This is a genomic window from Pseudomonas sp. NyZ480, from assembly GCF_029537255.1.
GTDB lineage: Bacteria > Pseudomonadota > Gammaproteobacteria > Pseudomonadales > Pseudomonadaceae > Aquipseudomonas > Aquipseudomonas taiwanensis.
Genome location: NZ_CP120626.1, coordinates 192,068 through 204,622, shown reverse-complemented (window position 1 = coordinate 204,622; position 12,555 = coordinate 192,068). Strand labels below are relative to the sequence as shown.

Annotated in this window: 13 protein-coding genes; 6 read left to right on the top strand and 7 right to left on the bottom strand. The window is 52.4% G+C overall.

Annotated features, from left to right (window positions below; translation table 11 throughout):
- Window positions 1-158: 158 nt before the first annotated feature.
- The 3 genes from P3R38_RS00880 to P3R38_RS00870 all read left to right on the top strand — a co-directional run bounded on the left by P3R38_RS00880 (window position 159) and on the right by P3R38_RS00870 (window position 3,996).
- Window positions 159-1,802 (top strand): acetolactate synthase large subunit, encoded by a 1,644-nt coding sequence (locus tag P3R38_RS00880; protein WP_277686736.1) that lies wholly within the window; start codon window positions 159-161, stop codon window positions 1,800-1,802.
- 296 nt (window positions 1,803-2,098) lie between these two features.
- Window positions 2,099-3,082, top strand: coding sequence for a DGQHR domain-containing protein (locus P3R38_RS00875; RefSeq protein WP_277686735.1), 984 nt, complete (start codon window positions 2,099-2,101; stop codon window positions 3,080-3,082).
- Window positions 3,082-3,996 carry a hypothetical protein gene (locus P3R38_RS00870; RefSeq protein WP_176511378.1) on the top strand — a complete coding sequence of 305 codons (915 nt, stop codon included), beginning with the start codon at window positions 3,082-3,084 and terminating at the stop codon, window positions 3,994-3,996. Before P3R38_RS00875 ends, P3R38_RS00870 begins: the two co-directional genes overlap by 1 nt.
- Before the next feature lie 17 nt (window positions 3,997-4,013).
- On the opposite strand, the gene P3R38_RS00865 is transcribed toward P3R38_RS00870, so the two are convergent.
- The 3 genes from P3R38_RS00865 to P3R38_RS00855 all read right to left on the bottom strand — a co-directional run bounded on the left by P3R38_RS00865 (window position 4,014) and on the right by P3R38_RS00855 (window position 7,312).
- Window positions 4,014-5,012, bottom strand: a complete 999-nt coding sequence (locus tag P3R38_RS00865; RefSeq protein ID WP_176511377.1) for an AraC family transcriptional regulator — start codon at window positions 5,010-5,012, stop codon at window positions 4,014-4,016.
- 106 nt (window positions 5,013-5,118) lie between these two features.
- A complete protein-coding gene (locus tag P3R38_RS00860) occupies window positions 5,119-6,300 on the bottom strand; it encodes an alcohol dehydrogenase catalytic domain-containing protein (protein WP_236193416.1) in 1,182 nt (393 codons plus the stop codon).
- Between the two features lie 76 nt (window positions 6,301-6,376).
- The gene (locus tag P3R38_RS00855) at window positions 6,377-7,312 is read right to left on the bottom strand and encodes a LysR family transcriptional regulator (protein WP_277686734.1); all 936 of its coding nucleotides are present in this window, start codon (window positions 7,310-7,312) and stop codon (window positions 6,377-6,379) included.
- A gap of 102 nt (window positions 7,313-7,414) precedes the next feature.
- Between P3R38_RS00855 and P3R38_RS00850 the strand changes: the two genes are divergently transcribed.
- Together P3R38_RS00850 and P3R38_RS00845 are read left to right on the top strand one after the other, a co-directional pair.
- Window positions 7,415-8,179, top strand: coding sequence for an SDR family oxidoreductase (locus tag P3R38_RS00850; protein ID WP_176511375.1), 765 nt, complete (start codon window positions 7,415-7,417; stop codon window positions 8,177-8,179).
- A 9-nt stretch (window positions 8,180-8,188) separates the two neighbouring features.
- Window positions 8,189-8,644 (top strand): lipocalin-like domain-containing protein, encoded by a 456-nt coding sequence (locus P3R38_RS00845; protein ID WP_176511374.1) that lies wholly within the window; start codon window positions 8,189-8,191, stop codon window positions 8,642-8,644.
- A gap of 535 nt (window positions 8,645-9,179) precedes the next feature.
- Here P3R38_RS00845 and P3R38_RS00840 read toward each other — a convergent pair.
- Window positions 9,180-9,386: a hypothetical protein gene (locus P3R38_RS00840; protein ID WP_236193417.1), complete on the bottom strand. Its 207-nt coding sequence runs from the start codon at window positions 9,384-9,386 to the stop codon at window positions 9,180-9,182.
- 60 nt (window positions 9,387-9,446) lie between these two features.
- Window positions 9,447-9,899 carry a hypothetical protein gene (locus tag P3R38_RS00835; protein WP_176511373.1) on the bottom strand — a complete coding sequence of 151 codons (453 nt, stop codon included), beginning with the start codon at window positions 9,897-9,899 and terminating at the stop codon, window positions 9,447-9,449.
- An 85-nt stretch (window positions 9,900-9,984) separates the two neighbouring features.
- On the opposite strand from P3R38_RS00835, the gene P3R38_RS00830 reads away from it, so the two are divergent.
- A complete protein-coding gene (locus tag P3R38_RS00830) occupies window positions 9,985-10,281 on the top strand; it encodes a helix-turn-helix transcriptional regulator (protein WP_176511372.1) in 297 nt (98 codons plus the stop codon).
- 39 nt (window positions 10,282-10,320) lie between these two features.
- On the opposite strand, the gene P3R38_RS00825 is transcribed toward P3R38_RS00830, so the two are convergent.
- Both P3R38_RS00825 and P3R38_RS00820 read right to left on the bottom strand, forming a co-directional pair.
- Entirely contained in the window at window positions 10,321-10,776 is a 456-nt protein-coding gene (locus tag P3R38_RS00825) for a hypothetical protein (RefSeq protein WP_176511371.1), read from the bottom strand.
- The gene (locus P3R38_RS00820; RefSeq protein ID WP_277686733.1) at window positions 10,776-12,539 is read right to left on the bottom strand and encodes a tyrosine-type recombinase/integrase; all 1,764 of its coding nucleotides are present in this window, start codon (window positions 12,537-12,539) and stop codon (window positions 10,776-10,778) included. The genes P3R38_RS00825 and P3R38_RS00820 overlap by 1 nt, the downstream gene beginning before the upstream one ends.
- Between the last annotated feature and the right edge of the window lie 16 nt (window positions 12,540-12,555).

Here is a 12,555-nt window from a genome sequence, read left to right as displayed (position 1 = left end):
TTTATTTGCCTCAACAGCGTAGGAGCCCACTCGGCCCTTGCGCTGCAAACGCTAGAAACAGAAAACCAACCGATAAAGGTCCCTGGGTAGAGCGGCGCACCTGCTCCTACGCCTCACTCTATGGACCCAAACTGCCTCGAGTGCGATAAGGGTGAAATATGGCTAAGGCCGCTGATGTCGTTGTGCAATGCCTGGAAAACGAAGGTGTCGAGTATGTGTTCGGCATTCCTGGTGAGGAAAACCTCGACTTGCTGGAATCCCTGCGCAAGTCGAAGATCAAGCTGGTACTGACCCGCCACGAGCAGTCCGCGGGCTTCATGGCCGCCACCTATGGCCGCCTGACCGGCAAGACCGGCGTCAGCCTGTCGACCCTGGGCCCTGGCGCAACCAACCTGGTGACCGCCAGTGCGTACTCCTACCTGGGCGGCATGCCGATGATGATGATCACCGGCCAGAAGCCGATCAAGAAGTCCAAGCAGGGCCGCTTCCAGATCATTGACGTGTGCGGCATGATGGACCCCATCACCAAGTACACCCACCAGTTCGCCTCGGCCGACAACATCCCGGCGCGCATGCGCGAAGCCTTCCGCCTGGCTGAAGAAGAGAAGCCGGGCGCCGTGCACCTGGAGCTGCCGGAAGACATCGCCGCCGAACAGACCGACGCCTTGCCGATCCCGCGCAGCCTGCACCGTCGCCCACTGGCCGAGCACGTGGCCATCGAGGCCGCTGTAGAAAAACTGCAGAAGGCCCGCAGCCCGATCCTGGTGATCGGCGCCGGCGCCAATCGCAAGATGACCGCCAATGTCCTCAAGCAGCTGATCGACAAGACCGGCATCCCGTTCATCACCACGCAGATGGGTAAAGGCGTGGTCGACGAGCGGCACCCGCGCTTCCTGGGCAACGCCGCGCTGTCGTCCGGTGATTTCGTTCACCGCGCCATCGAAGCCGCCGATCTGATCATCAACATCGGCCACGACGTGATCGAGAAACCGCCATTCTTCATGGTCCGTGGCGGCACCGAAGTCATCCACATCAGCTTCCGCTCCGCCGAAGTCGATGCCGTGTACTTCCCGCAGGTCGAAGTGATCGGCGACATTGCCAACGCCGTGTGGCAGATCAGCGAAGCGCTGAACGACACTTCGCACTGGGACTTCGGCCGCCTGATGGCGATTCGTGAAGCCAATGAAGCGCAGATCGCCGAAGGCGCCGACGACGACCGCTTCCCGGTCTACCCGCAGCGCCTGGTGGCCGACATCCGTCGCGTACTGCCGTCCGAAGGCATCGTGGCCCTGGACAACGGCATCTACAAGATATGGTTCGCCCGCAACTACAAGGCGCACAAGCCAAACACCGTGCTGCTGGATAATGCCCTCGCGACTATGGGCGCCGGCCTGCCATCGGCCATGGCCGCACACTTGGTGTACCCGGACCGCCCGGTGATTTCCGTGTGCGGCGATGGCGGTTTCATGATGAATAGCCAAGAGCTGGAAACCGCTGTGCGCCTGGACATGCACATTACCGTGGTGATCTTGCGTGACGACGGCTACGGCATGATCCGCTGGAAGCAGGCCAATATGGGCTTCACCGACTATGGCCTAGACTACGGCAACCCGGACTTCGTCAAGTACGCCGAAGCCTACGGTGCCCACGGTCACCGGGTGGAAAGCGCGGATGCCTTGCTGCCACTGCTCGATCACTGCATCGCCAACCCGGGCGTGCATGTAATCGATTGCCCGATCGATTACAGCGAGAATGATCGCATCCTGAACACCGACCTTCGAGAGCGTGCATTGGCAACCTGATAGACCGAGGCCCAATAGCTCAATACCTAGGCATTTACGGGTGCCTAGGTATTTTTAGACGCATCGTCACTTGTGCATCGAACGAGGCATTTCTCCGAACCGCTGCTCCTAGCCAGAGGCAAGCGGACCGAGCGGGTAATAGCGCCCATGGCAAGAGCTATGACTCTCTGTGGCCGGCCCGAGTACGTGAGCATGACCAACCAACAAACATGCCTTACATTGACTCACTCTGACTGCAACAGATTTTTAAAGCTTGGAGTATACTCGGCTGAACAAAACCTTGTAGGAACTAGAAGATGAAGTTCGCAGCTTTCGACCTATCTCGCAATGGTGTTGGCTTCTATCTAGCAGCATTGCCTGCCAGCCAGCTTTTCCAAGTTTCCCGCGTAGAGCGCATCAGCGAGAATCCAGAAGAGGGCTTCCAGCGGCAACTGGACGTACCTAAATCGAGAAAAATTGCGGCATATCTTCGAGAAAAAGTCATCCCCGGCGCGATTATCCTAAGCGCTCAGCAAGACACAGACGTAACCTATCATCGAGATTCAAGTGAGCTGGAGCTGAAAAATCCTGACCGCTCACTTCTGGTTATTGATGGCCAGCATCGCCTCTATGGCGCTCATTTTTTGGCGAGCGAATATGGAGATGATATTCTTCTACCCGTCTGCATCTTAACCGACCTCTCGCTGCTTGCTGAAGTTCAATATTTTATTGATATTAACTCTACACAGAAAGGTGTTCCAAAGACGCTACGAATAGAACTAACAAAGTTCTTAGTCGAACAGGGATCGATTGAGCAGACTCGACTTCGGCTATTCAAAGAGCTTAATTCTGACCCTGAGTCAGTTCTATTCGGAAAGCTCAGCGCAGAGCAGCGCGGCCCTGGCTACCTCTCCCATGTACCATTTGAAATTGCCATCAACAAAGTACTGGATCTTCCTCGGCTAAAAGGAATGCAGTATGAGGAGCAAAAAGCGCTGATTTCAAACTACTTGTACGGAGTTGACCACAACCTAAAAGAAGCCAACGTTCCTAACAAGCTGACACAGTCAGCATTTTTCCAAGCGGTTTTCCGGGTGTTTAATAGCTTTTGCGAGCAGGCATTGATTACCGGTCAAAACTACAAAAAAGAGACTTTCGTTAAGGTTTTTGAGTGCCTGAACAAGATCGACTTTGAACTGCATTCCGGCACAAACGAAGACGCCATCAGCCGACTAGAGAAAGACTTGTTGGATAAGCTGGAGATCTCCCGATACTCGACCATGGCAAAATCTCTATTCTAATGAAACTAATCAGCCACCTTGAAGACAACTGTGTTGCTGTAATTGCCCGTCTCGCAGAGATTTCGCAGAGGACTGATTATTCCAGCATCACGTACAATGACGGGCTTAAATACTCCATACTGTATGACCCTCTAGTTGAGGTCACAGTCGAAACGCCAACCAGCTTCTCCATATCTGAAAGAATAGATGGCGACCTTATTCTAGAGGGCCCATCAATATGTGAAGGCAGGCTTGTAGATTTCGTGCTGGGAGCAAAAAGAGTAAAAGCACAGCACGCAAACTTATTGGCAAGCAAGAATTCGAACGTAAATACTGGCTGGTTAATTGTGACAGCCTACTACTCTGCGTTCTTTGCGGCCATTGAAATGGCCCGCCTTCATGGCTTGCTGCCTATGTCGCTCGCATCAGAGGATATTGGAGCGCTTCTGTCAAAAATGACTGGACCTTCTAATTTAGTTCAACAATTCTCCGACTCCCCGCCGCAGAACTTTATCGGAGAAATATCGGGCAATAAAATAGTTTATCGATCAAGCGGCGCAAAACCTCATGTTGCCGCATGGGACCAAGTCAGAAAACATGTGCTTAAGGGGGTCGTAGATAAGACCGGCTGGATAGAGGCAGCGATTTTGATGTATTTCTTATCAGGAGAGAGGAGTTGGAAGCACCCTAGTGAACTCCGCAATGACTGGAACTACAAGCGCGCAGATTTATTTATCAAAAACAACCGAGGCATACAGTTCAGAAAGCTTATAGGCAATGCGGACGGCGGACAAAAATGGCTGATGCAGATCAAACATGCCGATGAAGAAAATCAAATCAGCATTCTCGCGACGTTAGCCGAAACTCTTTGCACGCCAATCACTAAATCTCTGGAGCGCGTGCGCAACTCTGGGATCATGGAGAGAAGCTTCTAAAAATTTCGGCCACCGGCTCACCGGCGCCTCACTGTAGCTGAGGGTGATTCTCCGAATCTCTGTTTGTACTCCGCGGAAAAACGACCTAAATGGGTAAAGCCCCATTTCAATGCTATAGACGACACCTGAAGGCCCGTTAAACTCTTAGTTTCCAGCTCTATTCGAATGCGCTGTAGACGAATCTCCTTCAAGTACTGCATCGGTGATAATCCGCGGAAGCGTAGAAAGCTCAGCTGGACTGTTCTAGCAGTCACGCCAGCGTACCGTGCAATCTGCGAGATTGTGAGGGGCTCCTGAGCGTGCTCTTCCATAAACGCCTCAACTTTCCGAACAACCGCAGGCACTACCATTTTTTCGGATGACTCTCGTAGCGCCTGGCTGTGGTTGCTTTCATGAAACTCGAGCAAAGAAGAAGCCAGCACCTCACCAATCTGGCGTTGTAGATGCGAGGAAATTAAAGAGCTGGATGATAACTGGCTGTAAGCCCACCCCAGCGTCTGAAGCCAGTTCTGGCCAGCGGACGTATCCGTGGGCAGGTGAGGCTGAAAGTAAATGTCTTGCTTGATACTCCTCCCCAGCTGACGTTGAAGCGCGGCTTCCAGCAGCGTTCGATCAATGCGAACGAGCAGCTTGTCAGTGCCAGGGAAATGATTGAAGAAGGAGTTTCGATGGTAGTTAAAAACCGTAGCATGTCCTGGGTTGCAGCTGAGGCGCAATTGATCACTGATCACGTGCTCATGGCCTGTGAGGACCGACTGGATCAGTACGATGTCATCCAGCTTTCCTGGGTTGATGGCGATCTCCCCCCCGAATGACATTCTGGCAACCCCTGCCTCGCCGGCCGATCGATAAAAAAATCTAGCTTTAAAGTCGACTCCCTTTTTCTCAAGCCGGTTCTTGCAGAACATCCGCTCACCGCAAAGCACCGCCTCTTCTAGGTCGGACGACTCGCACACACTGAAATCAGCGAGGACCTCATCTGAAGGTATGAACGGGGCGACGTTGGGCCAGGTCATGGGAAAGCCCTCAAAAACGGCAGTAAGTTATACGAGCAACCTAGCAACAAAACGGAGTCGAGAACAATGTCATGGCGACGATCTGTGTCGTCGCCATGATCCGCCGTTAGTCGTGCACGATGTGGTAGTTCAAGAAGCCGCTGGCATCGGTTTGGATGTCTTCGAGGGCTTGGTTGAGCTGGTCTAATGTATAAGGCCGAGACGCCCACTGATTAGTGTCGAGCAACCCCGCTCTGATCAACGCCATCAACTCCTGCGCTTCTGCGGTGGTGAACCACAATGAGCCGATGTACTGAAGCTGGGTACACATGAACGGGTGTGGATCGATAGGAATAGGTCCGCTTACACCGCCGATCTGCACGATTTTTCCTCCCGACTTGACGGCATTCATCGACGAAACAGAAAGCTCCGCGGGAGCTTTCGCGCCGAGCGTATCAACGACCGCATCAACTCCTAACGGAGCCATTTCGCGGATGCTGTAACGCAAATCGGTACTCGTAATCTGCAGGGTACGAATGCGCTTTGGGGCCAATTGTCGAAGCCGTTCGAGTACACTCCCATCTCGTGCAGCCACGATGATGTCTGTCACGCCCATCGCTACTGCGGCAAGCGTCGCACCGATACCCAGGGTTCCAGAAGCTCCCAGTACCAGCAAGCTCTTACCTGGCGTGAGTTCGAGCTTTTTCAACGCAGAGTAAGCAGTACATAGGTATCCAAGGCGCGTGGCTACTGCGAACGGCAAATCATCAGCCAAAGTGATCAGGTTGCGCGCAGGTGCACGGAGATATTGGGCGTACCCTGCATGACGATACTCGCGAAATACCTCTTTCGAGAGCGGGCTAAATCCAAAATAACCCATGAAGGTGTAGCTCGCGCATCGCGTCGGAAGGCCGGCCAGGCACTGTTTGCAGCCACCGCAACTCAGTCCTGGATTAACATAGACCCGGTCACCTTCCTTGAAATCTTTCACAGAGCGCCCAACCGATACCACAGTACCTGCGGCATCCAACCCGAACACAGCAGGCAAGTCAGGAAGAGGTAGGAAAGGGTACCACTCAGGGAAATTTGTGACGACGTTACGCAGATTTGGGATAACGCCACAGGCGGCGGTTTTGACCAGGACGTCATGCTCGCCAACTTCAGGAAGCGGAATTTCGTCCACGGTAAATTTGCCACCAACTTTGTGGAGGCGAGCAGCCAACATCGTACCTGGCATGAAGCAAACCCTCTTTTTTTCTTTGTCAGGGCTGTGAGGCTCTTGAAAGCCGTTGAGGTGTGACCGGCGCATCGGCCACAGCTCCAATTATCCGCTCGGCTTCGAGCGTGACTATCCAAGCCCAGTAGCCGCTATCCAGATAACGAAATTATTTGGCATCGCTCGGTGAGGTTTGAAGTGGTGCGGCCAGATTTTGAGCTAACTGACGCAGCCAGAGAATAGCCGCGTCAGCATCATCCCTCGGATGCCAAGCCATCATGAGTTGGAAAGGCTCGCTTTCAAATGGCAACTCAAACGTCAGGATGGCATCGTTCTGGGACTGAATAAGCATGCGAGGCATCGTACAGACCAAGTCCGTGGACATCAGAATCCCTGGGACCATCCCGGCGGTCGGTACGGTAAGGTAGATCCTTCGGCTCATGCCGGCGGAGCGTAAATACTCATCCATATAGCCCCTAAAGCTCTCCCGCTCTGGCGATACGACAAGATGATTGAGATCACAGTACCCATCCAGGGTAATAGGCTCGCCTCCACGAGGGTGCCCTTTGCGCTGCGCCATGACGAACTCATCGGTCCTAAGTGCCGTGCATCTCATCCCCAGAGGAACGCCGCGGCTAGAGTCGATCAGCAGATCGAAAATACCTTCCTCCATCTGCCTTCCTATGAGCCCAGGATCAACGGCATTGAGAGACACCTGAATTTGGGTACCAGCGTGCTTGGCGATCGATGCAATCAAGGGCTCACAAATGGTGCTTAAGGCGGTATCACAGGCGGCTATGCGGAAGACTCTCTTGTCATTCCAAGGATCGAATCCCAACTCACTCTGAATGACTGAACCGAGAGTCATCAGGGCTGCACGTAGAGGTCCCCGCAGCGCCAATGCCCGGGCGGTGGGGGTCATGCTCCGGCCTTTCTGAATCGGGACCAACAGCGGATCGCCCAGCAGTTCGCGCAAGCGAGAAAGCTGTGCAGACAACGCGGGCTGGCTGATATGAAGGCGTGATGCTGCCTTGGTCACGTTCAACTCAGCCAGTAGCGTGTCCAGCGAAACCAAAAGGTTGAGATCAATACGCGACAGGTCCATAACCAATCCACCCCGATGATAGGTCGCATAACGATAAACAATTTCATGGATAGCTCCGCAAGATTTTAATGTTCTGGCAGACCTACGCTATGGGGATCAATCATGAGAAAGCAGAAAGTACTGATAACGGCGGGAGCATCTGGTATTGGATATGCGATCGCTCTGGCCTTCAACAGCCGCGGTGCTGACGTCACGGTAGTGGACATCGACACCGTGAGCTTAAGTCGCATTCATGTAGAGCATCCTGGTATTCGCACTGCAGTATGCGATGTATCTGATCGCCGAAGCCTTGAACTCGATATTCCGGTCATTATCGAAGCCATGGGGGGTCTAGATGTGCTCGTCAACAACGCCGGGACATCCGGTCCCACCGCTCCCGTTGAGCAACTTGATCCCGATGAGTGGGACAAGGTCATGCAGATAAATTTGAATGGGACCTTCAACGTTACGCGCTTGGCCGTCCCTGCTCTCAAGCGTTCATCCCAACCCACAATCATTAACATGTCTTCTGTTGCGGGACGACTGGGCTACCCAGATCGCTCCCCCTATTCGACGAGTAAATGGGGACTGATTGGCTTCACCAAGAGCCTTTCACGTGAGCTCGGCGCGTATGGCATTCGTGTTAACGCCATTCTGCCCGGAGCTGTCCAAGGGGAACGCTTTGAGAACGTGCTCAAAGGCAGGGCCAATCTCAGCGGCAACTCCGTGGAGGAAGAACGTAGCAAGGCGCTTTCTGTTCAATCCCTCCAACGCCTGGTGGACCCGAAGGACATTGCAGAACTAGCAGTTTTCCTAGCATCAGACGCAGGCAAGTCCATCTCTGGACAGCTTTTGCCCATCGACAACGACATGCAGCAGACGATGTGAGGTACGACCATGAGCATGCGTGAAAAACTGATTGGAACCTGGGTTCTCGAAACCTACACAGAATACCCAGTGGACGGATCTGCCCCTGTATATCCCTTCGGTGAAAATCCTGAAGGATTCATAATCTACTCGGCAGATGGCTATATGTCGGCTCAGTTGAGCATGCCGAATCGGGCGTTGTTTTCCTCAGGTGACTGGTTCCAGGGCACTGATGCGGAGTACCGCTCTCAAGGCCTGTCGTACATTTCCTACAGCGGCCCCTTTAATGTAGACGAGCACTCGGGTGAGCTCACCCACACCATCGCAGTCTCGATGTTTCCGAATTGGATAGGCCAGGTGCAACCGCGAACGGTGAAGCTCGCAGGAGATACCTTGGAGCTGGGGAATACCAGTCAATATCGGTCGCTAGGACGTGCGGTGAATGCCCGCATCCTCTGGCGTCGAGCAAGTAGCATTCTTGGCTGAAACGCTGAAAGGCGATTTGGAGAGCTACCTTAGGCTGCCAAGTACGGCTTGCCTTGCACGTCCGGCCGGACGAGGAGTTAACTCTGATGAGTACAGGATGGGCGCGTTTTCTAGCGCGTTAAGGCGCGGCCCTCCAATTTGACTGACACGCCTGCCAGTTTGTGTATGCTTACAGCTGAGGACTGCAACTGCGCATCCGTCGGGACTGGCTACCAGCAAAAGCCCCCCGCAATTTTGGCAGCAGAGGAAGCTGGTTTCTCTGCGGTAGTGACGGCGGGCATAGCCGGTCGGATTCTGAACCCAATGCCGCAAGGCTGGGAGCTAAAGGATCGCTGCGACTACCCCTCAAAATTTGCTCGCCCTTTGGCAACACCACCGGCGTCCTATTCCTGTCTAGATTTTTACGATTCACCCACGGGATAGGCGGCAACCTCGTCAGTGAATGGGCTTCGAGTTAAAGACTGCAGCGCGAGTGAGGTAGACGAGGTCGCAAAGCGAAGTCCGCGAGGGCCTAAAACCGAGCAAGAGCTAGTAATCAATGGACTGGCTTTGACTGCATTCCCCAGGCACTAAGCTGGTAATCGCTAAGCGCCTGGAATTGCGCCTCAGCGATTAGCCTCAAGCGCTCGACTGCTTGCTCAGGTAGCCCCGCTGCTTTCGCCTCGTAGTACAGACGCATAGCTTCTACGGCATCCGTATACGCTTGATGATCAGGCGGGAGAATGTCTTGTGGCGAAGGCATCGAACATTAACCTCCTTGCCTCTGATTTCGACGCGCAATGGCTACGCAGTCAACGCTGCCTTATGAATTCCGGGCATCGCGACGACCGTCTGCCGGCACTGAGCGGTAAATGACTTTTGAATAGCCTTCCCGACTGATTGGCTTGGCATCTGGGAAAAACAATACCCTGCCATCCTGAAGAGACAACCTCGTCTCACCATTCTGAAGATTTTGGGCTATCTCCGTCAGAACATCCATTTCCCAAGATTGTTTTCCATTCAGCCACCCAGGTGAAACCAGCTGGAGAGACTCCAAGCGCACCTCGCCCTCCACCTGCTCAATCCAAAAACCGAGGGTGGGCAAAGAGTCGATAAACACCACATGACGGGATTCGAAGCCCTCATCCCTTCTGATCACCGTGGCGTGAAACCATGGTGAAATTTGTGGCTTCAGCATGACGTGCCAACCCTGCTGGCCGGGCTCAAGAAGCGGAGCCAACCCTCTGACTTCCGCCCTGCTGTCAGAAACGAACATACCAAAATGCCTCAAAATGAACAGTATACTGTGTAGCGATATACTATTCAAAACGGCTTCATCGTTCCTTTTGCGGATTGTGCAAATGGAACTGAAAAAGGCTTTCGGGAAGGTGTTCCGCTGGTTCCGGACCCGTAATGGACTCAGTCAGGAGGATTTTTCGGATGTCAGTGGTCGAACGTACATCAGTACGCTCGAACGGGGCATACATTCTCCCACCATCGACAGACTCGAAGCTCTCGCACCGATGCTAAGGGTTCATCCGATCACGTTGCTCGTGTATACCTATGCTGCCAAAGATGGTGTATCTCCGGACGTTTTGTTGCAGAGGGTGCGAGAGGACATTGACGGTATGCAGTCGCCCTTCACTTCTCCCGAGTGAGCTTTACCCCTGATATCGCATGTGACGGCCTAGTGACGGTTAACCTGATCGCTGTTGACGAAGCCGGGTGTTGATCAAAGCAAGCTTTTGGCATTCGGCACGGTAGTAATCGGCATCAGCTTCGTACACGGCGATTTTGGATAGCGCCAGGTCCCTCTCGGCTGTTAGTACCTTGATCTGTTTCTGCAGCTCGCGATTGGCATCTCTCTGTGTCCGGCGCTGAGCCAATACCGGAGGCCCCTGTTCAATCCTTTGCTGAACCTCAGCATTGTGCGCGTCGATTGCACCTCGCACGCTTACATTCCATGGGCTTGAGAGTGGCACATGGCTTTTGAGCCCGGCACCCTGCCACACCTCTTTGTAGCTCCAGACAACCGACGACTTTTCCTTTCGAAGTCGTTGAATCACAGCCCACATGGCGGAAGTATTTTTTGCCTTCGTGTCTTCCCTGTTCTTTTTCAGACCAACCTGGCTTCCTCTCGGTTTGTTTTTCATCACGTACCTCCGACGCCTTCGAGTTGACTCAACAATTTGGTAAGCTCACCGATACGATCGTCTAGATGCGCAATCTTATGCGGTTCATTACTGAAGAATGTTCTTAACCTAGCATTTTCACTCAAACGCCATTTAATTGTCCGCTTGAGACTCAGCGCTGGTATCACAGAGTTGTTGCAATCGGCAGGGCGACAATTTCTCCGATCCCCCCCACACATAGCCTTGCTCGGACGATACATGCAAAGGCCATCGTCGGTCTGCTCAATCAATGCCTTTTTGGGCAATTCGGCCAGGAACTCCTCTTTTTCAGAGGCGATCATTCCCGAGAATATCTTGCGTATCTCACTTATATCATCCGCACCGCCTCCGATTATGGGCAACTGACTACCTATCAGCTCAGCATATTTTTCAGATGACATAGCAAATTTTTCTTGCTGAAGCTCAGTATAGAGGCTTAAATCACCGTAGCCTTTGGTCATTTCAACATCCCAATGCTTAAGTTGATCCTTTAGCCACATCAAACCCAAACCCTGGCGAATCATGAGTCGCGCGTGTTTTTTCCGAAACTGATGGGTTGCCAACGACCACAACTCACCATTGAAACGAATATCATGCAACTCAACAAAATTTTTCAATCGAAAATTGATAGTACTTATACCTAGGCGGCTTCCTCCCTCACGAGAACTGAACAGCCACGAGCTAATTTCAGTAGAGCTATGACGGAAACATCGCCTCAAAGCATCAATGACATATTCGATAAAAGGTACCGTTTGCCACTCAGTGACAACAGGCACAGCTTCGAGCTTGGTGGTAGTCGACTTGATAAAGCAGAACGACCTCATAGCATCGTTAATATTAACCGTGCTTTTAATCCAGCAATCATGTTTTCTTATATTAATAATTTCGTGGAACCGCATTCCTGTCAGAAATGCAATTAGTATGTAACCCGACGTTTGAACTCGCTGCACAAGCGCATGAAGATCCCATTGTGACGACAGTCCGTACTTATTCCATGGGAATTTTCGCGTGTCGCACATCACCTTGCCATACGTTGTCTGGATGATCATCTTGCGCCCAGTTATCTTCTGGCTTTCTTGGGCGCGCCTGACCTCCTCGATGAAATAGGAAATTTCTATTTCTTCAACCGCTTTTTGGATGATTTTGACTGCTACCTCATCTGGCATTTCGGGCGTGGTAAATACCGTCCGATCCATAACTTTTTGCGCGTTTGCTTTACTCCATTCACTACCGGACTCGCAATCGCCGAAAGGCCATACAGTCAATCCATCAGACAGCTTCCTCGACCTGGACTGCTCATACAGCCAAGGCAAGCCATAGATCCGTGTTCTTAAAGTACGGTCTGTCAATGGGCCACCAGAACCATTCGACTTTCCTGCGATGGAGCAAGTAAAGGATTGCATATCCGCTTGAGTAAGATCCGAAAACCTCTGCACACCGGTTCGCCACATGTAAAGCAACAAGTTCCGAATACCTTTTCTCATCGACTGGCATATTGATGACAAAGTCGGCCTTGTGTATGGCGGGTTCACAATCAAAGAATAAATATACTCTTTAACGGCGATCAAGTAATGCCGATTACTGGCGCACGTTAATCTCGTTCCATCCTCAAAGCTGAGATTTGCGAAGGTGATAACAGCCGACTTAGCTGACAGATACGGATTTTCCTCGGAGAAATCCCATACGTGATCCGCATAGAGAGATTTACGTGAGACCCTAATCTCATTTCGAACTTCTTCAGCCATCAGGACTAGCGTCGAC

Excerpts from the sequence above, each read along its gene's own strand:
- P3R38_RS00860 (WP_236193416.1), bottom strand. The coding sequence starts at position 6,300 with ATGCGCCGGTCACACCTCAACGGCTTTCAAGAGCCTCACAGCCCTGAC.
- P3R38_RS00820 (WP_277686733.1), bottom strand. The coding sequence starts at position 12,539 with ATGGCTGAAGAAGTTCGAAATGAGATTAGGGTCTCACGTAAATCTCTC.
- P3R38_RS00840 (WP_236193417.1), bottom strand. The coding sequence starts at position 9,386 with ATGCCTTCGCCACAAGACATTCTCCCGCCTGATCATCAAGCGTATACG.
- P3R38_RS00855 (WP_277686734.1), bottom strand. The coding sequence starts at position 7,312 with ATGGACCTGTCGCGTATTGATCTCAACCTTTTGGTTTCGCTGGACACG.
- P3R38_RS00825 (WP_176511371.1), bottom strand. The coding sequence starts at position 10,776 with ATGAAAAACAAACCGAGAGGAAGCCAGGTTGGTCTGAAAAAGAACAGG.
- P3R38_RS00875 (WP_277686735.1), top strand. The coding sequence starts at position 2,099 with ATGAAGTTCGCAGCTTTCGACCTATCTCGCAATGGTGTTGGCTTCTAT.
- P3R38_RS00870 (WP_176511378.1), top strand. The coding sequence starts at position 3,082 with ATGAAACTAATCAGCCACCTTGAAGACAACTGTGTTGCTGTAATTGCC.
- P3R38_RS00835 (WP_176511373.1), bottom strand. The coding sequence starts at position 9,899 with ATGTTCGTTTCTGACAGCAGGGCGGAAGTCAGAGGGTTGGCTCCGCTT.
- P3R38_RS00880 (WP_277686736.1), top strand. The coding sequence starts at position 159 with ATGGCTAAGGCCGCTGATGTCGTTGTGCAATGCCTGGAAAACGAAGGT.
- P3R38_RS00865 (WP_176511377.1), bottom strand. The coding sequence starts at position 5,012 with ATGACCTGGCCCAACGTCGCCCCGTTCATACCTTCAGATGAGGTCCTC.
- P3R38_RS00830 (WP_176511372.1), top strand. The coding sequence starts at position 9,985 with ATGGAACTGAAAAAGGCTTTCGGGAAGGTGTTCCGCTGGTTCCGGACC.
- P3R38_RS00850 (WP_176511375.1), top strand. The coding sequence starts at position 7,415 with ATGAGAAAGCAGAAAGTACTGATAACGGCGGGAGCATCTGGTATTGGA.
- P3R38_RS00845 (WP_176511374.1), top strand. The coding sequence starts at position 8,189 with ATGAGCATGCGTGAAAAACTGATTGGAACCTGGGTTCTCGAAACCTAC.